This window comes from Rhodopirellula sp. SH410 (assembly GCF_055811895.1).
In genome coordinates this window covers 1,638,306-1,664,935 of sequence record NZ_CM147949.1, presented here as the reverse complement: position 1 = coordinate 1,664,935, position 26,630 = coordinate 1,638,306, and the positions used below count along the sequence as shown (strand labels likewise).

General features: G+C 58.6%; 20 protein-coding genes. 17 read left to right on the top strand and 3 right to left on the bottom strand.

All coding sequences use genetic code 11. The annotated features are described in order from the left end of the window. Positions 1-136: 136 nt before the first annotated feature. A complete protein-coding gene (locus SH410x_RS06255) occupies positions 137-1,618 on the top strand; it encodes an SLC13 family permease (protein ID WP_473675620.1) in 1,482 nt (493 codons plus the stop codon). Between the two features lie 24 nt (positions 1,619-1,642). Here SH410x_RS06255 and SH410x_RS06250 read toward each other — a convergent pair whose 3' ends face one another. Next, on the bottom strand, positions 1,643-3,097 hold the full coding sequence (locus tag SH410x_RS06250; protein WP_473669018.1) for an IS701 family transposase: 1,455 nt from the start codon (positions 3,095-3,097) through the stop codon (positions 1,643-1,645). Positions 3,098-3,607: 510 nt separating this feature from the next. On the opposite strand from SH410x_RS06250, the gene SH410x_RS06245 reads away from it, so the two are divergent. Genes SH410x_RS06245 through mgtE form a run of 4 tightly spaced genes read left to right on the top strand, consistent with a single transcriptional unit; the run spans position 3,608 to position 7,795 of the window. Next, positions 3,608-4,735, top strand: coding sequence for a Re/Si-specific NAD(P)(+) transhydrogenase subunit alpha (locus tag SH410x_RS06245; protein WP_473675618.1), 1,128 nt, complete (start codon positions 3,608-3,610; stop codon positions 4,733-4,735). Between the two features lie 18 nt (positions 4,736-4,753). Then, complete coding sequence (locus tag SH410x_RS06240) at positions 4,754-5,050, top strand: NAD(P) transhydrogenase subunit alpha part 2 (RefSeq protein ID WP_473675616.1); 297 nt, start codon at positions 4,754-4,756, stop codon at positions 5,048-5,050. Further along, positions 5,047-6,432 carry an NAD(P)(+) transhydrogenase (Re/Si-specific) subunit beta gene (locus SH410x_RS06235; protein WP_473675614.1) on the top strand — a complete coding sequence of 462 codons (1,386 nt, stop codon included), beginning with the start codon at positions 5,047-5,049 and terminating at the stop codon, positions 6,430-6,432. The genes SH410x_RS06240 and SH410x_RS06235 overlap by 4 nt, the downstream gene beginning before the upstream one ends. A gap of 13 nt (positions 6,433-6,445) precedes the next feature. Next, positions 6,446-7,795, top strand: coding sequence for a magnesium transporter (gene mgtE / locus SH410x_RS06230; RefSeq protein WP_473675612.1), 1,350 nt, complete (start codon positions 6,446-6,448; stop codon positions 7,793-7,795). A gap of 161 nt (positions 7,796-7,956) precedes the next feature. On the opposite strand, the gene SH410x_RS06225 is transcribed toward mgtE, so the two are convergent. Next, positions 7,957-9,561 (bottom strand): 2-isopropylmalate synthase, encoded by a 1,605-nt coding sequence (locus SH410x_RS06225; protein WP_473675610.1) that lies wholly within the window; start codon positions 9,559-9,561, stop codon positions 7,957-7,959. A 562-nt stretch (positions 9,562-10,123) separates the two neighbouring features. Here SH410x_RS06225 and SH410x_RS06220 point away from each other — a divergent pair. The 8 genes from SH410x_RS06220 to SH410x_RS06185 all read left to right on the top strand — a co-directional run bounded on the left by SH410x_RS06220 (position 10,124) and on the right by SH410x_RS06185 (position 18,513). After that, on the top strand, positions 10,124-11,683 hold the full coding sequence (locus SH410x_RS06220; protein WP_473675608.1) for a sulfatase family protein: 1,560 nt from the start codon (positions 10,124-10,126) through the stop codon (positions 11,681-11,683). A 155-nt stretch (positions 11,684-11,838) separates the two neighbouring features. Beyond that, a complete protein-coding gene (locus SH410x_RS06215) occupies positions 11,839-12,147 on the top strand; it encodes a hypothetical protein (protein ID WP_473675606.1) in 309 nt (102 codons plus the stop codon). Between the two features lie 19 nt (positions 12,148-12,166). After that, on the top strand, positions 12,167-13,132 hold the full coding sequence (locus tag SH410x_RS06210; protein WP_473675605.1) for a sugar phosphate isomerase/epimerase family protein: 966 nt from the start codon (positions 12,167-12,169) through the stop codon (positions 13,130-13,132). Then, positions 13,129-13,698, top strand: coding sequence for a DJ-1/PfpI family protein (locus SH410x_RS06205; RefSeq protein WP_473675604.1), 570 nt, complete (start codon positions 13,129-13,131; stop codon positions 13,696-13,698). Before SH410x_RS06210 ends, SH410x_RS06205 begins: the two co-directional genes overlap by 4 nt. 338 nt (positions 13,699-14,036) lie before the next feature. Then, positions 14,037-14,900 carry an acetylglutamate kinase gene (argB, locus tag SH410x_RS06200; RefSeq protein ID WP_473675602.1) on the top strand — a complete coding sequence of 288 codons (864 nt, stop codon included), beginning with the start codon at positions 14,037-14,039 and terminating at the stop codon, positions 14,898-14,900. After that, complete coding sequence (locus SH410x_RS06195) at positions 14,897-16,534, top strand: aminotransferase class III-fold pyridoxal phosphate-dependent enzyme (protein ID WP_473675600.1); 1,638 nt, start codon at positions 14,897-14,899, stop codon at positions 16,532-16,534. Before argB ends, SH410x_RS06195 begins: the two co-directional genes overlap by 4 nt. Then, the gene (gene argF / locus SH410x_RS06190; protein ID WP_473675598.1) at positions 16,531-17,481 is read left to right on the top strand and encodes an ornithine carbamoyltransferase; all 951 of its coding nucleotides are present in this window, start codon (positions 16,531-16,533) and stop codon (positions 17,479-17,481) included. Before SH410x_RS06195 ends, argF begins: the two co-directional genes overlap by 4 nt. 252 nt (positions 17,482-17,733) lie before the next feature. Next, the gene (locus tag SH410x_RS06185; RefSeq protein ID WP_473675596.1) at positions 17,734-18,513 is read left to right on the top strand and encodes an endonuclease/exonuclease/phosphatase family protein; all 780 of its coding nucleotides are present in this window, start codon (positions 17,734-17,736) and stop codon (positions 18,511-18,513) included. A 604-nt stretch (positions 18,514-19,117) separates the two neighbouring features. Here the strand turns inward: SH410x_RS06185 and SH410x_RS06180 are convergent. After that, positions 19,118-20,914: a 30S ribosomal protein S1 gene (locus tag SH410x_RS06180; RefSeq protein WP_473675594.1), complete on the bottom strand. Its 1,797-nt coding sequence runs from the start codon at positions 20,912-20,914 to the stop codon at positions 19,118-19,120. Positions 20,915-21,195: 281 nt separating this feature from the next. Here SH410x_RS06180 and SH410x_RS06175 point away from each other — a divergent pair, with 281 nt between their 5' ends. The 4 genes from SH410x_RS06175 (at position 21,196) to SH410x_RS06160 (ending at position 26,610) form a co-directional block, all read left to right on the top strand. Then, complete coding sequence (locus tag SH410x_RS06175; protein ID WP_473675593.1) at positions 21,196-21,447, top strand: hypothetical protein; 252 nt, start codon at positions 21,196-21,198, stop codon at positions 21,445-21,447. A 436-nt stretch (positions 21,448-21,883) separates the two neighbouring features. Beyond that, a complete protein-coding gene (locus tag SH410x_RS06170; RefSeq protein WP_473675591.1) occupies positions 21,884-22,618 on the top strand; it encodes an FHA domain-containing protein in 735 nt (244 codons plus the stop codon). A gap of 168 nt (positions 22,619-22,786) precedes the next feature. Next, the gene (locus SH410x_RS06165; RefSeq protein WP_473675589.1) at positions 22,787-24,001 is read left to right on the top strand and encodes an RNA polymerase sigma factor; all 1,215 of its coding nucleotides are present in this window, start codon (positions 22,787-22,789) and stop codon (positions 23,999-24,001) included. After that, the gene (locus SH410x_RS06160) at positions 23,998-26,610 is read left to right on the top strand and encodes an alpha/beta hydrolase (RefSeq protein ID WP_473675587.1); all 2,613 of its coding nucleotides are present in this window, start codon (positions 23,998-24,000) and stop codon (positions 26,608-26,610) included. The genes SH410x_RS06165 and SH410x_RS06160 overlap by 4 nt, the downstream gene beginning before the upstream one ends. Positions 26,611-26,630: the final 20 nt, after the last annotated feature.

Genomic DNA, 26,630 nt, shown 5'->3' with positions numbered 1-26,630 from the left:
TCGTTTCGTGATCGTGTGGGGCGGGATGCCGCCAGTGGTATTGTGTTAGCCTAGTGTCGCTCTGAGCGACGTCCTGTCACTGAGCGACGATTCTAACCCCAAACCAGTCCCCGATGTTGCCCACTAGACGCACCCCATGAACGCAGCGATTTCACGATGGATGTTGTCGGGCGGTCCCGTGCTGGCGATCGTTGTTGCGGTCGCGTGTTTCTGGGGAGGGCTGCCAGCGCCGGCATGCGCGTGTGCGGGAGTCGGGGTTGTCTGCGCGGTGTGGTGGATTTTCGAATGTGTGTCACTAGCCGTTGTGGGTTTAGTTCCGTTCGTGTTCTTGCCACTGTTGGGTGTCGTCGGACACCAAGAGATCGCGTCCGCTTACGGTCACACCGTCATCCTGTTGTTGCTCGGGGGTTTTTTATTGTCCGCAGCGATGGAACGCAGCGGCGCGCATCGCCGCATCGCGATTGCGATGGTGCGATTGGTCGGTGGCACCAGTGGCAAACGTTTAGTCCTGGGATTCATGTTGGCGACAGCGGTACTGTCGATGTGGATCAGCAATTCCGCGACGGCGTTGATGATGCTGCCGATCGCGATGGCGGTGTTGCAACAATCCGGTGACCCACGTCTGCGAACACCGCTGCTGCTAGGGATCGCCTACTCAGCGAGCGTGGGCGGTATGGCGACACCGATTGGAACACCGCCCAATGTCGTCTTCATGGGGCAGTTTCTTGAACGCACCGGGCACGAGATGCCATTCGCGACGTGGATGTCGATCGGGCTGCCGATCACGCTGATTTTACTACCGATCATTTGGTGGTGGCTGACGCGTGGGGTGGGATCGATGCAGCCCATCGAGATGCCTTCGATCGGCCCCATGCAGATCAACGAGCGGCGTGTGCTCATGGTATTTGCCATCACGGCGCTGCTGTGGATCTTTCGCGCCGGACCATGGGGCGGTTGGTCGGCACTGTTGCCGACCGAGAGGGGGATGGTGGGTGATTCCACGGTGGCGCTCGGGGCGGCCTTGATGATGTTTCTGGTTCCGAGTGGTCGGCGGCGCAAGGAGCATGCGGAGTCGATTTCGGCGGGCGGAGCGTTCGATCGACAATCGGCAACTGTCGGTCAACCGTCCACCGCGTTTGATCAAAAGTGCGAGCGTTTGTTGGACTGGGAGACCGCAGCAAAAATCCCCTGGGGAATTCTGGTGATGTTCGGTGGCGGGATGGCTTTGGCGCGTGGGTTCCAGGACTCGGGACTGAGCGCCGCCATCGGACATCAACTAACCTTCATGGCTGGGGCACCGACGTGGTTGATCGTGCTGGCCGTGTGCTGTTTGGTGACATTCATGACGGAGATCACCAGCAGTACGGCCACTGCGATGCTGCTACTACCGATTCTCGGCGAACTCGCTGTTCAGCTCGACTTGCCGCCTGCGATGCTGATGGTGCCGGGCACGATCAGTTGTTCGTGTGCCTTCATGTTGCCGGTTGCCACGCCTCCCAATGCGATCGTGTTTGGCGCCGGCGGGATCAGCACCGAGGAGATGGCCCGCACGGGACTGGTTCTTAACCTGATCGCCGCCGTGGTCGTCACGGGTCTATGCCTGGCGTTGATGTCTTAGTTCCAGTTTTGCACTTTCCGCATGCTATCCGGCGAGCGTCGCCAGGAACGTGAGCAGACGTCTGGAATTATCGTCGGGTGTCGCAGCGAGCGACACCCCCGATAATTTCTCTTCCCAGGATTTGCGGCGTAGCGTCGTGAGCATGTCCGCGAAGCTCGGTTCAGACTTCCAGTGGTACCAAGGTCGATTCGGAAACTGGAGTTCCTCGTGGCCTTCGGTCGCGAACCACAGGATCGACAGGCTGTACAGGAACATCGCCATCGGAGCGGTTCGTTCGACCGCTTTGGGAGTGCGGTTCGCCGGATCTTCTAGTCCGAGATGTTGCTTGCAATCGAAGTGCGTCACTTCAATCGACCAACGTTGCGAGAAGATCGAAAGAATTTCCTGGGGCTTCATCGACACGTCGGTGCAGTAAAAGATTCGTGTCGGCCGCTGACCCACGGTGTCTTGCGAGAGCACCAGGCGAAGCAGTCGGTCGTTGCCGGCTTTGTAGTACAGTCCCGTGCGAGTTTTCACCCGCAGCGATCCGTGCAGCCCGTATTGATCGTAGTGGAGCGTTTGCCAACGTGAACTGTCCTGCTCCCAAGCAGCGGCATCTTTCAACCGCTCACCTTTCTTACGGCGAGGCCCACGACGGACGGTTGTTTCTTGAGGGGCCGGTGAGTAGAGCGCCGCCTTGGCATGAACTGGGCCAATCAACTCAAAGTTCTCAGGCAACTTCGACAGCACGCTCTTGCCGCTGTAAAGACTGTCGACGACGAGAATGAACTGGCGATCTGGGAACCATGCAGCAACCATGGCCACCATCTCAGCCATCAGTTCAGGCCGTGTTTTATGGGCTTTTGGATCGGGTTTGTTTTTCTTCTTGGCGTTCTCAGCTGCCTTCTTCTTAGCTGCTGCGGCTTGCTTGGCCTGCTTGGATGCGGCACGCACCTGCGCGGCGGTGGGATTCTTCTTGCGTTTGCCTTTCCCTTTGGCGAGCCCCTGGCGATTGCGATAGAGCCTCATGCAAATCGGCAGAGAAAAGACTTTCGTCGGTGCCCACCATGGATGAGCAATCACGATGCACAGGTCCACCCAATCGTGCCCCCAGTGACAAATTTTCTTGGACTTCGACGAACTCAACGCATCGTGGTGCATTCCAGCACCAAAGATCCCCAGGCCGCGTTTACGACAGAGGGTGTCATCCCCCGAAAGCACGATCGTGGCATCGGCACCGATCAAGTTGTTCAGGATCAACTGGGCCAACAGTTTCCAGAGATGATCGATGTCCCAAGCCGCTTGCGAGAAGAAGCGGTGGTAATCAGAGAAATGCCCGTTGCCAACGGAGTCGCTGGAAATAATCAGATCGGTGACATAGCGATGTCGGGCTGACAGAATCCAGCCGGTCATCAACAGGCGAAACGTTTGGAAGCTGGGAGCGGTGAAAGCTGGGGAGAACGTGCGTAGCAGAGTCTCGAACGAACTGGTAAGTTCCATGGTGGGCGGCTTCCGTGCCAAAGGATTTGAAAGTTTGAAGGTTCAAATCTCATTGGAACGGGCCGCCTTTTTCGTGCCAATATCAGTTAGCAAAAAGTGCAAAACTGGAACTTAGGAACGAGCGGAAAATCTCTGTCTGAAATTGTGGTCGAACGCTCCGCGGTCGACGATTCCGACCGCGGAGCGTTCGGCCACTTATTTCCCGCTCGTTCCCTAGCAGCGTGTTGATTCATGAGCCGAGTCGCGTGCGCGGACGGGTGGCTCGTGTTACCCGATGCCGTACGGCATTTGGATCATGATTGCCGGTCGAACTTCGACTAAAACAACAGTCTGTTGGGTGTCCGGTGAGCAATCACCCTGGATGAGGAACCGCCCGGATCCTCGAGGTGCCGCAGCGGCATGATTAACGAGAAATCGTTCGCCTGCGCCAGACTTTCTTTTTTCCCCGGCGCAGCTTACGCTGTAGCCTCAGTTTGGTGGGATCGATGTGACAAACCGATGGGAAATGAAATGCGAATTGGTGTGCCGGTCGAGACCTGGCCGGGTGAACTCAGAACCGCGCTCGTACCGAGCAATGCGAAAAAGCTGATCAGCAGCGGATTCGAGATAACAGCGCAGTCAGGTTTGGGACTCGCGTCGGGATTCTCGGACGAAGCCTACACGCAGGCAGGCGTTTCGGTCGTAGCCGATCGCGGCGAGGTACTCTCGCAAGCGGACCTCGTCTTACGCGTCCGCCAACCCGAACCGGGCGATATCGAGTCACTCAAAAGTGGCTGCGTGCACGTCAGTTTCCTCGACCCCATGAACCGCCGCGACTTGGTCGACGCGATGGCCGCCCGCGGCGTCACGGCGTTGTCGATGGAAATGATTCCGCGGAGCACGCGGGCGCAGAAGATGGACGCTCTCTCGTCCCAAGCGAACTTAGCTGGCTACGTGACGGTGATCGCGGCGGCCTACCACTGCCCCAAAATTTTCCCCATGATGATGACGCCCTCGGGCACGATTCGCCCGGCAAGGGTGTTTGTCATCGGCGCCGGCGTAGCGGGACTGCAAGCCATCGCGACAGCGAAACGCCTGGGAGCTCGCGTCGAAGCATTCGACACGCGTCCGGTCGTCGCCGAGCAAGTTCGCTCATTGGGTGCCAAGTTTGTCGAAATCGATCTGGGCGAAGTCGGCCAGACCGATCAGGGGTACGCCAAAGCGCTCACGCCGGAACAAGTCGAGTTGCAGAAGGCGGGGCAAGCCAAAGTGATTGCGGAGTCGGACATCGTGATCACGACGGCCCAGTTGTTCGGTCGCCCCGCACCGCAGATCGTGACCGCGGAAATGGTGTCCTCGATGCAACCCGGCAGCGTCTTGGTGGACATGGCGGTGGAGTCGGGCGGCAATGTCGAAGGCAGCGTACTCGACGAAATTGTTGATGTCGGGGGCGTGAAGATCTTCGGTCTCGGCAATTTACCGTCGCAGGTCAGCCGCAGTGCGAGCGAAATGTATTCCAATAACTTGTGCAATCTGATCGACGAGTTCTGGGATTCCGAAGCGAAAGAGTGGAAGATGTCGCCCGACGATGAGATTGTCCAAGCCGCCGTGATCACACGCGATGGCAAAATTGTTCATCCCATGATTCAAAACAAATAGTCACTTAAGGCCCCAAAAATGGAAACCGTTTTTTTAGGTTTCGTTTTGATGCTCTCGATCTTCTTAGGTTTTGAGCTGATCTCGAAAGTCCCCGCGACCTTGCACACGCCGCTGATGTCGGGCGCCAATGCGATCTCCGGTATCACGGTGGTCGGTGCGATCACCTTGGCCGGCGGCGAATTAGCGGGCTGGGCAACGGGGCTCGCCGCCCTGGCCGTGTTTTTTGCCACCGTCAACGTGGTCGGCGGTTACATGGTGACCGACCGCATGCTGTCCATGTTCAAAAAGAAGGATGAACCGGAGACACGCTCATGAACGAGGAACTGATCGGCGCCGCGTATATCGTCTCGGCAATTCTGTTTATCTTTGGGCTAAAACTACTCGGCTCGCCCGCGACTGCTGTGCGGGGCAACCAACTGTCCTCCCTGGGCATGCTGGTGGCCGTTGTCGTCACGCTCGGTTCGCATGAGATCATCGACTACCGCTGGATCGCCGTCGCCGCCGTGCTCGGTACCATCGTGGGTGTTGTCACGGCCCAGCGGGTGGCCATGACGGGCATGCCCGAAATGGTCGCGTTGCTCAATGGGTCGGGCGGTCTCGCCAGCCTATTGCTTGGTTGGGCAGCGCTCGATCTGGGCGGTGGTGACAGCGACAGCGACCCGCAATCCGCCTTCACAATCGTAACCGTTTTGCTGTCGATTTTGATCGGTGGCGTTACCTTTTCGGGCAGTATCGTGGCCTGGGGGAAACTTTCGGAGGCAATCCCTAGCCGCTCGATTCGATTTCCCGGCCAACAGATCGTGAGCATGGTGTTACTCGTCGCCACGATCGGATGCGGCATCGCCATGGTGGCGCAACCCGAGACCTGGGCCGCGACACTGATCTATGTCGTCATCGCACTGTCAGTGCTACTCGGCGTGATGGCGGTGATCCCGATTGGCGGTGCCGACATGCCCGTCGTGATCTCGCTGCTGAACAGCTATTCAGGGCTCGCCGCATGTGCCGCAGGCCTGGCAATTAACAATACGATTTTGATTGTCGCGGGGGCACTCGTCGGTGCAGCGGGCATCATCCTGACGAACATCATGTGCAAGGCGATGAACCGTTCGCTCAGCAACGTGCTGTTCTCCGGATTCACCGCCGCAAAGGCTGCGACGAAGGTCGAAGGCGAAGTCAAACCGATCAATCCTGACGATGCCTATTTGATCCTGGAAGCCGCCTCGTCGGTGGTGATGGTCCCTGGTTATGGAATGGCCGTTGCCCAAGCACAGCACGTTGTCTGCGAACTCGGCGAATTGCTGGAGCAAAACGGGGCCGAGGTGAGCTACGCCATCCATCCCGTTGCGGGGCGGATGCCAGGGCACATGAATGTGTTGTTGGCCGAAGCAAATGTGCCGTATGATCAACTGATCGAGATGGACGACATCAATCGTCGGATTGAAAATGTCGACGTGGTCATCGTGATCGGTGCCAACGACGTGGTCAATCCAGCGGCGCGTGAGGACGAGAACAGCCCCATCTACGGGATGCCGATTATCAACGTCGATCAAGCCCGCACGGTGTTCGTTCTCAAACGCTCGATGGCGTCTGGTTTCTCCGGCGTCGACAATCCTTTGTTCTTCAAGCAGAATACGCGAATGCTCTTTGGCGATGCCAAACAATCAATTTCGAAAGTGATTTCGGCGTTCAAAAACTAACGCGACTTTTCATTTGGTCAACACGCTCCTGCTGCCGGAACTTCGCGAGATGCTGGCGTTTAGCCAGGAGGCGGAACTGCGAGAATTCTGCACGGCATTGAATGCCGGGCGGACGGCCGAGTTCATGGAAGGTCTCGATAACGCTGATGCATGGCGAGTGCTCCAGTTCGCCGAGCCAGAGCGACGGGCGGAGATCTTTGGATACTTCGATGAAGATCGGCAACTCGCGATGCTCGCGAGCGAACCGCCCGCAGAGACGGCGAGGTTAATTGAAGAGATACCGGCGGACGATCGTGTCGACCTGATCCAAGGTTTGCCGACCGATGCGGTCGACGAGATCCTGCCGCTACTGCCCACCAGCGAACGACGCGACATTGAACGGCTGCGGTCGTACCCGGAGGACACCGCCGGGGCATTGATGACGACCGAAGTCGCCAAACTGGCAGAGAAGCTCACCGTCGGCCAAGCCTTTGAGGAGCTCGCGGCAATCGCCAGCGGCTTGGAAACGATCTATTATCTGTATATCGTCGATGACAATAATTTGCTCCGTGGGATCGTCTCGACCCGGCAACTCGTTTCATCGCTGAAGAACAAGTCGCTGACCCTCGGCGAGTTAATGGAGACCGACATCGTCGCGGCACTTGCCGGTGAGGACCAAGAATCCGTGGCCGAGAAGGTTGAGCGATTCAACCTGCTGGCCATCCCCGTGATTGACTCGGGTCGTCAGATGCTCGGCATCATCACGCACGATGACGTGATCGACGTCGTTCGCGATGAGCTGACCGAGGACGCTCAGCGGATCGCAGCGGTCGAACCCTTCGACGACGACTTTCTCCGCATCGGGCTCTTCACCCTTTCCTACAAACGGGGCCTGTGGTTAACGATTCTCTTTTTTGCCGCCTTGTTGACTGCGTTCGCATTGCGGCACTACGAGGGCGAACTCGCCGTCAACGCGTGGTTGGTATGGTTCATCCCACTGATCATTAGCTCCGGCGGCAACTCGGGCAGCCAGTCAGCGACCTTGGTGATCACCGCAATGACAGGTGGTGAAGTCGAATTGTCCGACTTGCCCAAGGTGCTCACACGGGAGGTTTGCATTGCTTTCATGCTGGGCGGCTTCTTGGCAACGTTCGGCTTCGTGGTCGCCTTGTTCGTTGCGCCCTCGGCGATCGCGGCAACGGTAATCCCCATCACCCTGCTGAGCGTGATCGTGTGTGGCTGCCTGTGTGGCGTCACGCTGCCGATCCTGTTCAAACGGCTGGGCCTCGACCCCGCTCTGATGAGCAATCCGTTCGTGGCTGGGATCGTGGACATTCTCGGCATCGTGATCTATATCAACGTCGCCAGACTGATCCTGGGCTAGTGCGGGGGCCATCACGACGGGCTGCCTGCGTTGGACCTCTCTCCAAACAGTGAGGCGTGCGGGCCCCGGCCAGCGTCTCGGGCACCACCGCACAGGCGCCCCGGCTCACACCATGGCCGCCTGTCAATATGATCCATTCGCCCCGGTCACAACGGAAACCTTCAAGGTTGTGGCAGATCGCTCTCTTCACCGACGTCGTCGCCTGCAACGATCCGATCGATCGCGTTCAGGATCGCAAAAATGGTGCTCTCCACACTGTCCGTACTAACACCGACCCCGCGATACGTACGGCCTTTGTGTTCGACCTCCAAGTTAACTTCGGCGATCGCATCGCGTCCGAGCGTAGCACTGCGGACGCGAAAATCCTTGCACACCAGTTCAATGCCCGTGATTTTCTCGACAGCCCAAAACGCGGCATCAATCGGCCCGTCGCCCTGTTCAACCTGTTCGGTGAACTCCTCGCCACCGTGGCCGAGGGTGACACGCACGCGAGGCGTCTGGCTGCGGGAACTGGTCACTTCGTAATCCAGCAAACTCCACTGCGACGTCTCCGGTCCACTGGTTTGTTGCTGGACCAGAGCCACGATGTCGCCATCATAGATTTCCTTTTTCTTATCTGCGAGTATCTTGAAGTTTTCAAAGACCTGCTGCAGCTGTTCACCGCTGATCGTGAAGCCCAACTGTTTTGCACGATCGGCCAAGGCCGCCCGGCCGCTGTGCTTGCCCAACACCAAATCGGTCTTGGCAAACCCCACTTCCTCCGGTGACATGATCTCGTACGTGCTGCGTTCTTTCAGCATCCCGTCTTGATGGATCCCCGATTCATGGGCAAACGCGTTGCGGCCCACAATCGCTTTGTTTCGCTGGACATGGATCCCCGTGGTTTTGCTCACCAAGCGGCTGACGGGCACGAGCCGGCGTGAGTTGACCCCCGTGGTCAGATTCAAGCAGTCCCGCCTCGTTTGGATCGCCATCACAATTTCCTCCAGGGCAGCGTTGCCAGCTCGCTCGCCGATCCCATTGATCGTGCATTCGATTTGGCCGGCACCGCCAGCGACGGCCGCCAACGAGTTCGCAACGGCCATCCCCAAATCGTTGTGGCAGTGCGTGCTCAAGACCGCTTTATCGATATTCGGGACGCGGTTGCGGAGCATTTGGAATCGCTCGAAGACTTCTTCGGGCGTCGCATAGCCGACCGTATCGGGGACATTGATCGTCGTGGCCCCCGCGTCGATGGCGGCCTCGACGACCCGGCACAAGAAATCGTGCTCGGTGCGGCAGGCGTCCTCGGGTGAGAACTCGACGTCATCGCAGTGCGATACCGCCCGCTGCACGCCCGCGATCGCTCGTTCGACAATCTCATCGGTCGTCATCCGCAATTTGAATTGACGGTGGATCGCGCTGGTTGCCAAGAAAACGTGAATGCGACTGCTCGGGGCCACCTTGAGTGCCTCCCAAGCTCGGTCGATGTCCTTTTCGTTGCAGCGAGCCAACCCGCAGATGGTCGCGCCGCGAATGGTTGCCGCAATTTGCCGAACGGCTTCGAAGTCGCCTGGCGAGGCAATCGGGAATCCGGCTTCGATCACATCGACGCCCATGTCAGCCAACGCCGCGGCCACTTCGAGCTTTTCGGCCAGATTCATACTCGCGCCAGGCGACTGTTCGCCGTCGCGAAGCGTGGTGTCGAAGATGCGAATATGACGCGGCGCGGCGCCGGGTACCGGTTCACCTGAGAAGGAATCCGCGACGGGCGTGGGATCGGACATGGCAGTTCAAAAGTTGGTGTGAAAGGAAAGAGAGTGGCGAAAGATGGCGGACGACGGGCATACAAAAAAAGCCCGAGACGCAATTTCAGGCGGCTCGGGCTAATTCGTGTTCAGCGGTGTGCGGAAAAGCGACGTTCTAAAGTCACACGACGAATCGGCTCGAGCTGCCGGGAAGCAGACCGAGGTCGAGGAGAAGTCGTAGGGCTAGTCGATTTCGCATGTTTTTCAGGATAATCAGAGCATCGCGTGCGCGTCAAGTGGTGCGGAATGCACCCCGCTTGTCACCCATGACCGGCAAAGGAGCCGTGGGGTTCGCAGTCCATTTTGCCCGCGAAGACGTTTTTGCATCCCGGGGTTACCGATGCCTCGACCAAACGCAAGGCCGGTTAACAACCGATCACGACCAGGGTATCCCTCGCCCGGCAGGGTCCCCGCGGGCTGCATTCTAAACATGATTGGAAAAAAATCCATTAAGCTGTTGGCGGAAAGCCACCTTTGCGAGCTGCCTGTTCTTTGGCAACCGCACTCACAATCGCCAACTTCGACCGGTACGGCCCCCATCATGCCATCGAATCTGACTCACATCCGATTGCCAAAACCGTTCCGTTCGTTGGACCGGACTTCACCCTCCCTCTGGGACGGTGCGGGAAGGGGATGGCACTCCAGGGTTCTGGCACGGGCACAGAGCCTTCTCAATACGGTCGTCGTCCTGATCGGACTGGGCGCACTGCACTGCTGCCATGCCGACGAAACCGCAGCGATTGGCTCCCACATCTCTCGACCGTCTCACATTGTGCTGGTCATGAGCGATGACCAGGGATGGGGCCAGACCGGGTACTACCATCATCCACTTCTCAAGACTCCGCACCTCGATGCCATGGCAGCCAATGGGCTGCGTCTGGATCGCTTCTATGCCGGTGGACCGGTGTGTTCGCCGACTCGCGCGAGCGTGCTGACGGGGAGGACACACGACCGCACGGGAGTTCGTTCCCATGGCGATGCTCTCCGCCATCAAGAGAAAACTCTCCCTCAAGCGATGCAGGATGCCGGGTTCGCTACCGGACATTTTGGCAAATGGCATCTCAATGGCTTGCGTGGGGCAGGCGCCCCCATTTTGGCAAGTGATTCACATCATCCCGGAACCTTTGGCTTCGACGAATGGTTGTCAGTCACCAACTTTTTCGATCTCAATCCGATCCTAAGTCGCCAGGGCGAGTTCGAAGACTTCAGCGGCGACTCCTCCGAGGTCATTGTCGCTGAGGCGCTCCAGTTCATTGGACGCCAACATCAATCCAACAAGCCTTCGTTCACCGTGATTTGGTACGGGTCTCCGCACAGTCCGTTTCTCGCTAATCCCGACGACACCGCGAGTTTTGACCAGCTCGGCGAAAAAGGGAAACAGCATCACGGCGAATTGGTGGCCATGGATCGAAGTCTCGGTACGCTGCGTTCGGGCTTGAGTGAGCTGGGTATCGCAGACAAGACACTCGTCTGGTTCAACAGCGACAATGGTGGATTGCCAGGTGTTGGTGCTGACTCCGTCGGAGGGCTGCGTGGGTTCAAGGGATCCGTCTACGAAGGTGGGCTGCGTGTGCCAGGAATCGTCGAGTGGCCAGCGGCTATCAAACCACGGATCTCCGAATATCCGTCAGGCGTCGTCGATATTTTCCCGACCCTGGCCGAGCTGGTGGGGATCTCACGCGATCACGCGGGCAGCCCGCTCGATGGAATCAGTCTTGTACCTCTTTTCACCAACGACCTCACCCGGCGTGAAAAGCCGCTGCCATTTCAGTACAACGACAAGACCGTTCTGATCGACAACGACGACAAATTGATCCTCGACCGAAAAACAGGCCGTATCGAACTGTACGACCTCAAGGCTGACCCTCGCGAGTCCACCAACCTGGCAGATTCCCAACCGGAAAGAGCCGCCGCGTTGAAGCAGCAGACGATCGAACTGAGCCAATCGATCGCCGACAGTGATACGGGAAGCGACTATCCCGAGCGAAAATTGCTCAAAGAAAAGCCGGGTCGCCGCTTTTGGGTGCAGCAGCCGGAATACCAGCCGTATCTCGATCAGCTGCTAGCTCGCCCGGAGTACCAACGTGAAAGCAAGCGATGACACCACGGTCGACCACGTCGAAAGTCGCGGGGCGACGACGTGGATAGAGCTTGGGACACATGGCCTCATTCAGAACGTGAAGAAATGATCAAAAGCTCCCGACGAATCCGTGTCATGACACATTTCGTTTCTGGTACGGCTATGCTGGTGGCCCAATGACCGACTGGGGCGCGCCTCTTTTAGACATCGCTCGGTGGGCGATCAACGAGTCCCCGATCGAGATCCGCAGCCGTGGGGACTTGCCGGTCGCTGACGAAGGCCGCAATGGCATCATGCTCACGGGCACGAAGGGTCAGTTCTTCGTCAGCCGCGGGACGATCTCAGGCGAACCAATCCAAGAGTTGACTGCGATGCCGCTGCGCCGTGAAGACTTTACGCTGTATGCACACGACAACGTCCAGCGACCCGAGCGTGTGGGCAAACTCGATACGATGACCAATCGCCCGGGTTTCGAGATCGTTTAACCCTTTAACAGTAGAGCCAATGAAGATGCCTGAATTAACATCCAATCTTTCGCGTCGTCAGTTCACGCTCGCTTCTGCGGCCGCGGTGAGTTCCCTTGCGTTGCAAGCGAGCGGTTCGCCAACGGCCGCCGCAGAGAACGACAGCGAACCATTTCAACTCAACTACCTGCTCGCGTCGAGCTTGTATGGGCATATCTCGCTCGGCGATATTCTTCCCGAAGTCGCCAAGACAGGCGCCAAGGCGATCGATCTGTGGCCGCGTCCCCACGGCAGCCAGCGAGAACTGCTCGACGCGATCGGCGAGGAAAAATTCCTCGACATGCTCAGCAAATACAATGTCACGGTGGGCTGCTTGTCCCGTTTCGACCTCAGCGCAGCGAATCGACAAGTGGCGATGCGCCAAGAGCTCAGCCTGGCAGGACGTTTGGGGTGTCACTGCGTTGTGACGGCAGGGCGGGGCCCCAAAAACTTAAAGGGCGGGGAACTGAAATCGGCTGTCAAACAATTTGTCGAGGACCAGCGGCCGAACATTGAGGTGGCAGAGGCCAACGGTGTCCGACTGGCCATTGAGAACCATGCCAACAACCTGATCAACTCACCCGACTCACTCAAGTGGCTCGCTGAATTGACACCCTCGTCGAGTTTGGCAATCGCACTGGCCCCCTATCACCTGCCGCAAGATCCGGCATTGATCGCGGGTCTGATTGAATCGCTCGGCCCCTCGATCGCCCTCTTTTACGCGTGGGAGCACGGCATGGGCAGCATGAAACGCCTGCCCAAGGAACAGGAGTTGATGCAAATGCCCGGACGTGGCATGTTTGACTTTCAGCCGCTCGTCGCGGCACTCCAGAAGATCCAGTTCACCGGCTGGACGGAGATTTTCATGCACCCCGTGCCACGGGGCATTCCAATTCTGGAAAGCGAAGCGATGGTGACCGACGAAATTAATGCTGCCCGAACATATTTAGAAGGAATGGTCCGATGAAACCCAAAGTGCTAATCGTTATCGGCGATGCTGCGGAAACACTCGACACGATGTACCCGTATTACCGGTTGATTGAAGCTGGATTCCAACCCATCGTGGCGGGCCCCGAGGTTCATCGATATCAGATGGTCTTGCATGAGGTGAAACCCGGATGGACGATCACGAAAGAATGGGAAGGCTACACGATCCAGTCTGACATTGCGTTTCGGGATATCAATCCAGACGAATATCTCGGCATTTTCTTCAGTGGCGGGCGTGCTCCCGAATACATTCGCGAGGATCCGGATTTGATCCGCGTGACGAAGCATTTCTTTGCGATCGATGCACCGATCATGAGCGTCTGTCACGGAGTCGAGATCCCCGCCCGCGCGGGCTGTGTTCAAGGCCGGCGCATGGCCACGGTCGCGAAATGCCAGTTCGATTTAGAAGTCTGCGGCGGGGTCTACGTCGACGAACCCTGTGTGATTGACCGTAATTTGGTTTCCGGTCGAACCTTCCACGACAACGGCGCGTTCGTCGGTCCGTGGATCAAACTGCTCGAGGAAAAACACCGGCAGCAAGCCTAGGGGCGTGTTGATTTTTTAAGCCGAGTCGCGTGAGCGGCCGACTGGCTCGTGTTGCCCGATGCCTGACGGTATTCGGCCCACTGTTGCCGGCCGAACGGTGACTGAATCAACAGCCTGGTAAGGGACCGAAGCCATGCACCTGCCGAAAGAAAGAGTCCGTCCGGGTTTACCGGGGGCAGATCCAGCATGTTGGATTTTGGAGGGCAGGGCGGTGGGAGCGGGTAGCGGACGGACGTCAGCACGCGTGCTGACGCCCCGCAATGCCGAAAAACGTCCCGAATTGACCCGGAGACCTGGGAACCGTAAAATTCCCCGCTTTTCTTGCGGGCGATCATTCTATGAACCAAGCGATTGCGAAAGCGGACACCCTAATCGAGGCGATGGGGTGGATCCGCCGTTTTCGTGGTAAGACGACCGTCATCAAACTCGGCGGCAGCTTGCTCGAAGATCGCGAGGCGTTGCATCACCTGCTGCTCGACGTGATCTTCATGGAAACCGTGGGGCTTCGTCCGATCGTGGTGCATGGTGGCGGCAAAGCGATCACGCAAGCGATGGCGGACGCGGGCATCCAAGCCGAGTTCATTCGTGGCCGAAGAGTGACCGATGCGCCCTCGCTAAAAGTCGTCGAGCAGGTCTTGGCGGGTGATCTGAACATTGAGATCACGCAAATGATGGAGAAGCTCGGTGGGCGGGCGATGAATCTGTCCCCCCGCACGACCTGTGTCCTGCATGGAGAAAAGCTGCTCGACCCGGACGGTGCCGATTTGGGATTCGTCGGCAAGGTCACCAGCGTCGATCGTGACGTCGTCGAGAGCCTCGCGTACACCGACCAAGTCCCCGTGATTCCGTCGCTGTGCTACGACTCGGAAGGGCAGCTCTACAATGTCAATGCCGACACGGCCGCGATGGCGGTCGCTCAATCGCTCGGGGCCGACAAGCTCGTGTTCCTGTCAGACGTCAACGGGGTTCGTCGAGACGAGCAGGACCCGAGCTCCATCATCCCCGCCATGTCTGCGGTCGAGGCGCGCCAGCTCATCACCGACGGGGTGATTCGTGGCGGCATGATCCCCAAGGTCGAAGCCTGCTTAGAAACGCTCGATCGTGGCGTTCAAAAAGTCCACATCATCGACGGCCGCTTGCGCCACTCCTTGCTGCTGGAAATCTTCACCACCGATGGCGTGGGAACTGAGATCCACGCATGAGCGACGCACAGCGCGCGACGGCTTGGCTCGATGCAGACGCCGGAAAAATCTCCGCTACTGGACGTGACTGTCAATACCTGGCGGCGGCCAGTGCGCAGTGGGCACAATCGCACTGGGGCGGTGAGGGCGTCGATTCGGCAGCCCCGGCTCGCGGGTTGGCCGAGCGTCTGCGCGTGCTAACGGACCACGACGAACGCGGTATCGCGACCTGTCTCACGGCAGCGTCGCTGGAAAACCTGCTGCAATACGCATTGGTTCTATGCCGCCTTCATCACCAATCCAACAGCGACGCAACAGCGTCCGGGGACACTAGCCGCGTGACGTCACGCTGCCTGGTCGCAGTGGGCAGTGACCACGGCCGCGGTATCGTCGGCCGCATGGCAAGCGGTCGGGCGGATTCCCGTTCTCCTGAATGGCCGCTCGTTCCCGGGTTCACCCACGCCCCACTCGAGTCGCTCGCCGAACGCATTGATGACACGGTCGCGATGGTGCTGGTCTCGCCGATTGACGTCCACGACAGGATGCAGGCAATCTCTGGCGATCAACTCATGGCGATTCGGGAGGCCTGCGATCGCCACGGGGCCTGCCTGGCCATCGATCACAGTCGAATTCCACCGCAGGGTGGTGGCCAATTCTGGGTGCATGAGGCGATCGCGTCCATCACAGCCGACGCCGTGATCATGTCCGCGGGGCTGACCGGGGGTACCGAGGGTGGGCTGCTGACGCTCAGCGAACGACTCGCCCAACACGCTCCGACACTCGCTGCCTATGAGCCCGAGTTGTCCTCCAACTCATGGGTTTCGGCAATTGCCGCCGCCACACTCGATCAATGGATTGAGCACTCATGGTGTGACGTGGGGCTCGATGAGCTACCCACGGAACTGGCCGGCCGCTTGGCAGGCCGCGAATGCGTCCGTGATTTGCACGTTACCGGCCGGACGATCGGCATAGAACTCGATATTCCAGCGGCGCAGTGGGTCAAGGCCGCCGCAGAGCATCAGCTCGGCGTCGCGACAGCCGGCGAATTCGCTGTCGCAATGCAACCTCCTCTCATCCTCAGCCCCAACGACATCGCCAATCTGTGCGATCGAGTCGATCAGGTCTTCGACTGGATCGAGCTAGAGGAACAGCAAAAAACCACCACCGCGCCCCGCTCTGAGAACCTTGCACCCGAAGAATCAGTCCTCAAGGACTCAGACCCCGAAGATTCAGATCTCGAAGATTCAGATCTCGAAGACTCAGATCCCGAAGAATCAGATCCCGAAGAATCAGATCCCGAAGAATCAGATCCCGAAGACTCAGATCCCGAAGATTCAGATCCCGAAGAATCAGATCCCGAAGACCCAGATCTCGAAGACTCAGATCTCGAAGATTCAGATCCCGAAGACTCAGATCTCGAAGACCCAGATCTCGAAGACCCAGATCCCGAAGACCCAGATCCCGAAGAATCAGATCTCGAAGAACCAGATCTCGAAGAATCGGCCCCTGAGGAATTGCTGCAACAAACCGCTGGCGATTCAGAATATGATGTGGGCGAAAACGACACTCTCGACGATGATGTCGATGAGGAATTGCGCCCAGACGAAGACAATCACTCCCCGGCTATGAATACTGAACCGGAAATCCAATCATGAGACACCTGCTCACCCTGTTCGATCTCGAACCGAATGAACTTTATTCTATTCTCGCCACCGCGAGGTACCTCAAAGAGAAACTCCGCAGTGGCCACCGCCCGCCGATCTTGGCGCGTCATACCCTGGCGCTGCTGTTTGAGAAACCGAGTCTGCGGACGCGCGTGAGTTTTGAGACGGGCATGACCCAACTGGGCGGCGGAAGCCTGTTCCTGGGCGACGAGGTGGGCTGGGGGAAACGTGAGTCGCCCGCCGATTTCACAAACGTCTTGGGGCAATTCGTCGACGCGGTGGCCTGCCGCTCGAAAACGCACGAGCGCGTCGAGGAACTGGCCAGCTTCAATGCGATGCCGGTCATTAACAGCCTGACCGATCTGTCACATCCCTGCCAAGCGATCGCCGATGTGCTGACGATCCAAGAAGCATTTGGATCGCTGACCGGGCGGCACGTCGTCTTTGTCGGCGACGGAAATAATGTGTCCCGCTCACTCGCCTTGGCCTGCGCGATGCTCGGCATGCGATTCACGCTCGCCCGGCCCGATGGCTACGAACTCGACCAGCCCTGGTTGGACCGGATTGCAGCCCGCTACCCCAATGCCCAGATCGATCAGGTCAGTGATCCGCTGGTCGCCGTGAAACACGCCGATGCGATCTACACCGATGTGTGGACAAGCATGGGCCAGGAAGCCGAATCGAAGATTCGTCGACAAGCGTTCGCAGACTACCAGCTCAATGCCGAGTTGATGGCCGCAGCCCCACCCACCGCTCGCGTCCTACACTGCCTGCCTGCCGTTCGCGGCGAGGAGATCACCGACGAAGTGATCGACGGCTCACAGAGCGACGTGATCAACCAGGCGGGCAATCGCATGCACGCGCAGAAAGCTCTCCTGGTGTTCCTCTTGCGTCCCGAATGGATCGCTGAGCACGTCCCCCAGACCGCGACTGCCTAGCCACTTCCGCAGCGTGCCGATCACTCGTGACGCCAATTGACTGCGGACGACCAGGCACACGATAACGGGAAATTGCGGGTCATTTTGCAGGGAACGCATCCCGATGATGCGGAGCACTGGGCAGGAGGCGACCGCATGACATGAGCTCGGCGGGAACGCCACGTCAAGCTGATTTCCGCCCTTCGATTCCCAGGGTTCCGATGACTCCCCACGGAAACCGTCCCGTCCTGCACCCCAATCATGGAATTTAAAATGAAAATTGCTCTGCTCACCCTCCCGCTCATCCTCTTGGCCGTGAGCGTCCACGCTGCTGAACCGATGACACTGCGGCTACTCAGCTACAACATCCATCATGGTGAAGGCGTCGACGGCAAACTCGACCTGCCACGGATCGCCGATGTGATTCGCTCCGTCCAGCCTGACCTGGTGGCGTTACAAGAAGTCGACCAGAACGTGAAGCGATCCGACGACGTCGACCAGCCTGCCGAACTAGCGCGGCTGACGGACATGCATGTCGCCTTTGGAAAAAACATCCCACTGCAGGGCGGCCACTACGGTAACGCGATCCTCTCAAAGTTCCCGATCGACGACCACAACAATCAACTCTTGCCCAACGTCGGCATTGGTGAACAGCGGGGCGTGCTGACGGCGCGCCTATCCGTACCCAAGCTGGCGTCCCCGCTGCACCTGCTGGCAACTCACCTGGATCATCGTGGCAACGACGCCGAACGCGTGCAATCAGCCGAATTCATCAACAATCTGATCAAACCGGCGACATCCCCAGCATTCCTGATGGGGGACATGAACGATCGCATCGGCAGCCAAACGCTCACTCGCTTGGGAACCGTTTGGAAACGGACCAACGAGGAAGCGATGCCAACGATCCCCGTGGGGCAACCCACTCGGCAAATCGATTTCATCCTGTTTCATCCCACCGAAATGTGGCAAGTGATTGAAACGCGAGTGCTCGACGAGGCCGTCGCCTCGGATCACCGAGCCATCCTCAGCGTACTCGAACTCCGCGCAGAATAACTGCCGCAAACGGGTCCGCGAAATCGTGGGGGTTGCCGCGTTCTCTTTGGCTTGCGCTTTGATTCCATGGGGTGCGAAAACCACACAACGCCCCCTCTCTGCCACGAATCATGAGGAGAGAGGGGTGGGTGTTTCCATGAGCCTAGTCGCGTAAGGAACACGCGGAAAATTACGGTCTGAAATTCTGGTCGAACGCGCCGCGGTCGACCATTGCGACCGCGGAGCGTTCGGCCACTTATCTTCCGCTCGCTCCTAAGCAGCCCGGTAGCACGCGTAACCCAATGCTTTACAGCATTCGGCTCACCGCTGCCGGTTGAACGGCAACGACACCAATGGGCCGCGAGCGTCCCAACGGCCGATCAACTGAAACACGTTTCCAGGCCAGCCTACGCCCTGCGTGATCGCCCAACGGATCGTTCGAGAACGTCGCCCTAGGATACGAAAACAGCCATGGGCTCTCGCTCATGGCTGCATGGTAGTACCGTTTGGCGGCTCGGTGTGCCGGTCGTCCCGCGAGACGACCAGCATCACCCAATACTTCTACAGTTCAGCCGACGTTCCACTCAATGGTCCGTCGGCAGAACGTCGATCGAAGAAACGCGACCTAAGAATCGCCACCCGATGGGAACAGTGGCCCGGCACTGCCGAGTCCACCCTTGAGGCTGCCTTCGTCGAGCGTTGCAGGAACACCGGACTCGGCAGCTTCCGCTGCAGCGGCTGATTTCTCTTGTTCTTCGCTCCAGCCCACTCGTTTGAGCGACAGGCCGATCTTACGTTCGTCGGTATCAACGCGAAGCACCTTGACTTCGATTTGATCGCCAACCTTGACGACTTCTTCGGGGTCTTCGACCTTATGGTCGGCCAACTCGCTGACGTGGAGCAGACCTTCGAGGCCATCTTCGAGGCCGATGAAGACACCGAAATTGGTGATCTTGGTGACTTCGCCCTTGACCAACTGGCCAGGCTGATACTTGTCAGGAATGTCGCCATCCCATGGATCGTTATCGAGTTGTTTCAGACCCAATGCGATACGGCGGCGTTGTTCGTCGACGCTGAGGATGCGGCACGCGATTTCCTGCCCTTTCTCCAGCACTTCGCTGGGGTGAGCAATCTTGCGGGTCCATGACATGTCACTGACGTGCAGCAAGCCATCGATACCTTCTTCGAGTTCGATAAACGCCCCGTAGTTGGTAAGGTTTCGCACCTTGCCCGTGACGTCTTTGCCCTCGGGATATTTCTCGAGCACATCGTCCCATGGGTTCTTCAGTGTCTGTTTCATGCCGAGGGACAGTTGCTGCCCTTCGGGGTCGACACCGAGGATCATGACTTCGATTTGGTCGCCGATGTTGACCAATTCGCTCGGGTGGTTGACGCGTTTGGTCCAGCTCATTTCGCTGATGTGGACCAAGCCTTCGATACCTGGCTCGAGTTTGACGAAAGCACCGTAGCTCATCACGTTGACAACTTCGCCCGGATGTCGTGATTCGACGGGGTACTTGCCTTCGATGTTTTCCCACGGGTTGCGATCTTTTTGCTTCAGACCCAACGCAATTTTTTGCTTTTCGCGATCGATGTGAAGCACTTTGACTTCGATTTCTTGGTCGATCGAAACCATTTCGGTGGGGTGACCGATGCGTTCCCAAGCCATGTCGGTGATGTGCAGCAGGCCATCGATGCCGCCGAGGTCGACGAACGCCCCGAAATCGGCGATATTTTTGACGATGCCGGTACGGATTTGACCGACTTCGAGTTCCTGCATCAGGTAGGTGCGATCTTCCTCGCGTTGACGTTCGATCAGGCTACGACGGCTGATGACGATGTTGCGGCGGGTATCGTCGATCTTAAGCACTTCGGCTTGCACGACACGGCCGATGAAATCGCCGATGTCGCCGGGACGACGGATATCCACTTGGCTGCCTGGCAAGAAGACGTTGACGCCGATATCGACGAGCAAACCGCCCTTGATCTTGCGAATCACGGTACCGGTGACCACTTGGCCCTCGGCAACCGTTTCCATCATCTCTTCCCACTCGATGATCTTTTCGGCTTTTCGCTTGCTCAGCGAGATCATGCCGTACGGATCGTCGGCGGCGCCGAGCTCGTCCTCCATCTCTTCGATGAGGACCTTGACCACGTCGCCTACTTTCGGCGGATCTTCTTCGGGGCCCCATTCATCCAGGCCAACGGTACCTTCGCTCTTGAAGCCGACGTCGATTAACGCCCATTCGTCGTTGAGTTCAACGATTCGGCCTTCGACGATGTTCCCTGAATTGTAATCCTGCTCCTCAGCAGCAAAATTCTCGATCATCCATTCTTCGACCTCATCCTCCGGAGCCATGAGGGCCAAGTCTGCCAGGATATCGTCGTCTTCAAGTGAACGGATGAGGTTGCGGTTGACCATAAATCAATACCAGGGGCGAAGCAAACTAGCGAGCACTGGTCCGATTGGGCTCGCGGCGGCTCACCCCGATGGGGTTGAGGGTAGTTGTTAAAAGGGGGACCAGTTTCGGGCGTCAAAGCCTAGTGGGGGTAGGCTACCAAACAAGTATTAGCGTCACAACGCCGTTGTTGCGGAAACTCGCGAGAGATTCACGGTTTTGCGCTCTAGACATCATCCCTCCTGCTTTCCTAAAAGCAGGACGTTCGTAGCTTCTAACGCTTCTGATTCGCAAAGAGAAAACCATGGAATTCAACTTTTTCGACTGGCTCCGCGACGGCGTTCGTCAATCCGTCCTACTCGGTGTGAGCGATGCGGTCGAGCAGATCGGCACGCCCGACAACGCCTCGGAAATCAACCCTGAAGTCGCGGCTCTATTCGGAGACGCCAGCAGCGGGGGGGGCACGGCCACCAAACGCAAGCGGGTCACACGCAAGGGAACCACCCAAAAACGTCTCGGCAAATCGCTGCAAGAACTCAACCCGCCCGCAAAATAGGAGCGTGCAGCGAGGAAAAACCGCTACGTTTTGTGCGGCAACACTCCCCACTGCTCACGCGATTCGCTCTGTGGAGGAATTCCGTCGAGCTGGTCCCGAATCGCGTGGACGCAATGCGGTTTCGATCGGAACCGACGGCGCTAGCCACGGGCGTGACGCGGGAAGAACCACACGTCAGGCCCGCCGCGAGCGCCGTCGACTCACCCGGACGAACAACCCACAGGACCAACGATAAAATGTGGCAATTGACGCCCGCTCGCTGCTCACAACCGAAACGTTGACCGCTGTTTTGTGTTATCCAAACAGGTCACTGTGGTATCCAAAGCGAAAATTACCTACGCTAGGCCTCATCCAGCCAACACGCGACGCTGCGGCGTTGAGTATGATGGTTGAGGAATGACCGTTACCGAATCTTCGTTGCTCGCGAAGGGGAAACATGAAAATCAGACTCAGTGTTCAATCAGGCAGCCATGCTGGCAAGGAAATCGAAGTAGGCCAAGAGAAGTTTCTGATCGGCCGTAGCGATTCCTGTCAATTGCGTCCCAAGAGCGAGTCCGTCAGCCGTAAACACTGCATTATTGCCGTCCAGGACGGTCGTGTTTTGGTGCAGGACCTGAAAAGTCGTAACGGAACGTTCGTCAATGAAAAACGGCTGCCGCCCGATAAAGCCAAGGTCCTCAAGGACGGCGACATGCTCCGGGTGGGCAAACTCAGCTTCGGTGTGGTGATCGAGCATGGTTTGCATGCGGCCAAAAAACCCGAGGTCAAAAGCATTGCCGATGCCGCCGAACGCACCCACGCCGAGGGTTCGTCGGACAGTCGCTTCGAAGAAGTGGATGTCAGCTCGTGGCTCGACGAAGCCGATGCGGTTGACCGCGTCCGGAAAATGAATGACCCGGATACGCGTCACCTCACCCTGCAAGAACAGGATGACCCCGATACCGACAGCAGTGAACTGTCCGTTAACGCAACCATCGTCGCCGACCAAACGGGTGCTGCGAACGACACCGATGGGAAGGCGGGCGACGCCAGTGGCGACAAGGCCAAGAAGTTCAAACGGCCTGAAAAGCAAAAGCCGGGCAAACTGCCCCAAGGCATCAAGAAAGAGATGACTGACACCTCGCGTGACGCGGCCGACGACGCACTCAAGCGATTTTTCAGCGGGCGCTAATCGAACAGCGAGACCATCAAACGCGTCGAATCAAACGCAACGACCGTCGCCAGGCGGTGACATTCACGTTTTGGGAAATCCACGTTCTGGCGAACGTAGCCACTCGGTTTCGATCATTCGCTGTCGCGAACGCACCACTGCCTCGTTCTACCTCCGGCACTTCCCGTCATGAGCCTGTCCTCGGAAACCTTCGCAGTCCTGCCCGATGCGTCGCATTCCAATGCCGCATTGGTCAACCGGTTTCGGCAGCGCGACGAGTCGGCGTTCACGGAGATTTTTGAGCGTCATCGGCATTTGGTCTATCGCGTTTGCTTGCGTTACGTCGGCCATCATCACGACGCGGAAGACATCACGCAAGAAACATTTCGACGGGCCGCCCAGGCGATGCCGAGTGTGGATTCGCAGCGTCCTCTCGAGCCTTGGTTGGTCACGATTGCGGCCAATCGCTGCCGCAGCTTTCTATCTCGCAGGAAGCATGATCGCCGCGTCAACTCGCTGCATGAAGTCAGCGCGCCCTGCGGCACGGAGCCCGATAGTGCACGCCGTCTTTCCCTGAGCGAACAACTCGATCGCGCGCTCGATCGACTGCCTGCCGAACAACGCCGCGCATTCGAGCTCGTCCACCAACAAGAATGCTCATACCTCGAAGCGGCGCGGGAGATGGATCGCCCCTTGGGGACGATCAAAACCTGGGTCCGCCGCGCCAAGCAAGACCTGCAAGACACGCTGCTCGCAGCGGACGCTCCCGACGTCTCCATGCAACCGGGAACGCCGGCGTCCATTGACGCGCCCGCTGCCGTGACTGAAACCGCACGCGCCACTGCTAAAAATCGTGGTCTGGGCCTGCGAAGAGGTGCCGTCGCCTTCGTCGCCTCTGTCGTGCTGGTCAGCTATTTTGGAATCCCGAGACCCAGCCGACCGGAGATTTCATCCGTCGCGTCGGTGGGGGAACGGACGGGCGGGGCTCCCGCGAGCATCACCGCACCGGCCTCCACCACGAATCCGCTGGCAATGGGAATGCTGGATCGACAGAGCGGTCTCGCGGCCACGGACTGGCAGTGGGTGTCACTCAGCGCGTTCGTACACACCCGCTGGAATGCCGACGACGTCGACGCCTTGCCACTCGGGCAGTGGATGCGTCAGACATCACCGGCCTTGGATCATTTACGCTCAACGATCAAACCGTTCGAGTCGACACTGCACCGAGTTGCCGAGCTGTTCCAATGCGAATTAGCGCAGATCGCCCCGCCAACGGGGACGACCTTGGGGCAGCCCCGCAACGAGGGCCCCGACAACGATTCCTCTGTCATTGACGCCGCTCGGCTGGACGAACTCGGGAGCGCCGCCGCAGCAATGACGCCGCTGCGGTGCTCGATTTCATGAAAATTTCAGCTGCCTGCCCGGTGCGTTTTCGCGGCGTTTGCTTCGCTGCTGCGACGCTCCTCACGCTGCTTGGCTACGCCGTTCGGTCGCCTGCCGAGCAACTGATCACGCTCCGCAACGGTGTCACATTGCGGGGTGTCTATATTGAACTGCCCACTCTGAATGAAAATTCATTCTCCGTGGGTGCGGATGGAGGGATTCAAATGCGTCCGATCTGGTCGATCGATGACGGCCTTCGCCGCACCTATGTTCATCGGCGTGGCATGGTCAACAACGAACCGGTGGAGGTTCCCGACCTCGGGCTCCGCATGGAATTCCCCCAACCGGTACCGGCGGGTGCGAACGAAGTCGGCGCGCTCGGTCAGATCCTTGGCGTGACACCCCTGAATGAATACGGGCGACGGCAGATGACCGTCCGCGGCACCGATGGCTCACCGACGACGATCTACCAAGGCTTGACGGAGCTGACCTCCCGATATGCAAAGCTGGAGGCCCTCAAGTCGGATGCACCGATGCGGCTGGACATGCGAGTGGCCACCGAGTCCATCGACACGCCAGCACTGCAACGGATCTTTGGCAAATTACTGGACCAAAACGATCCCGACGCGAGACTCGAAGAGGTGCGGTTCTTCATCGAAGCGGAGCGGTATGGAGACGCCCTGAGCGAACTGCAGGCGATCCTCCGTAAATTCCCCGAGCAACAAGAACTCAAGCCGCAACGGGCTGCGCTCGTCGAGCGACATGCGATGCAGTTGTTCGACCAAGCCCAACTGCGGCGCGCATCCGGACAGCCTGCGATTGCCAAAGCGATCTTAGACAACTTCCCGCTCGGTCGCGTCAGTCGAGTCACCCGACTGCGTGTCGAAGATGAACTCGGCCAAATTAAGAAGCTGGAGACACAACAAGCAGAAACGGTCGCGAATCTGCGAAAACTCGTGGGGAAACTCTCCCAGGCGGACAAGACTGCATTGACGAACATCGTCGAGGAAATCGATCGCAACCTATCTCCCAACACACTCAGCCGCTTAAGCGATTTCATCCGACTGGGAGGCAACGATGCCATCCCGGTGCAGCAGCGTGTCGCCCTGGCCATCGCCGGCTGGATGTTAGGCAGCGGATCGGGTGAGCAGAACCTGGTAATCGTGATCTCGCAGGTGGAGGTTCGAGAACTCGTCGCACAGTACTTGGCACATCCCGACCCGAAGGTGCGTGGCGTGTTGATGGAAAACCTAAAGCGGCTCGAAGGAGCCAGTGCCGAAGCGATCGCAAAGATGCTTCCGTTGCTGCCACCGCCACTGGCGAGTGACCAGGCCATCGCGATCCACCGAGGCCAGAATGATTCGGCCGAGAAACCGTCCCCACCGCCGTTTCATGTACCGGTCGACGCTGTTGCCGACGAGTCCGTGCTCGGCATGTATCACATCGGTCCCGACCAGGCTGCCTTCGAAGCCGCCCAGGCTGCTGATCCGTTGGCGGTTCCCGAAGCGGCCTACCTCGTTCAGCTGCCACCGGAATACGACCCGCTCCGCCAATATCCCTGCATCGTCGCACTGCATGCTGCGGGCGCGCCTGCCGAAACGCAACTGAACTGGTGGGCGGGCGTACCGAGCGAGCGATTTCTCAGTCCTGTCGCAGCGGAGGGCGAGTCCGCGACTCCCCAGGGTCAAGACGCTGCCCCCACACAGGCGGGCAGCGACGAAGCGACCGATCCTCAGCCGACGCCAGCGTCAATGCAATCCATGCGACTCGGCCACGCTGCCCAAAACGGGTTTATCGTCGTGACTCCACGCTGGACACGTGGCGGACAGCAAGACTACGAGTACACGATGCGTGAACACGACGCGGTTCTGCGAAGTGTTCGCGGGGCCATGCGGCGGTTCTCAATTGATTCCGACCGGATTTTCATTGGCGGCCATGGGGCGGGTGGGACCGCCGCGTGGGACATCGCCCTGTCCCATCCCGATATCTGGGCCGGGATGATCGCGATCGGCGCCGAACCCCGCAAAACACTCCAGCACTATGACGCGAACGCAGTCTACGTGCCGACGTACATCGTCATGGGTGAGAAAGATGGGCGTCCGCTCAAACGCAACGGCGCCGTCTACGACGATTACATGACTTACCAACACGATGCGATGGTGGTGATGTATCGCGGACGGGGGAAAGAATTCTTCTACGAAGAGAGCAAACGCATCTACAACTGGATGATGACGCCCGAGCACAGCCGTGGCAAATTCCCACAGGAGATCGAAGTGGTTTCGATGCGTCAGGGCGATCGCTTTTTCTGGTGGTTAGAGTGGGACGAATCGCTCCCTGATACGGTCATCAACCCCATCCTGTGGGGAGAAGCGACACGCGTTAAGGCGGCCAAGGTGTCAGCAAATATCAGTGCCAACAATGAAATCCGGATCTCCCAGGCACCCGCGAACGCCTTCACCGTGTGGCTCTCGCCGGAGATGCCAATCGATTTTGCCTCGCAAATCGCGGTGCGATACCGCGGACAACGCCGCGACTTTCGCTTCACGGGCGAATTTCAGACGATGCTCGATGACGTCCGAAGTCGCGCCGATCGAAAACGCCCCTTCTGGGGACGAGTGTCCATTCCGTAAGTGGCCCCCCCCGGCGTCAC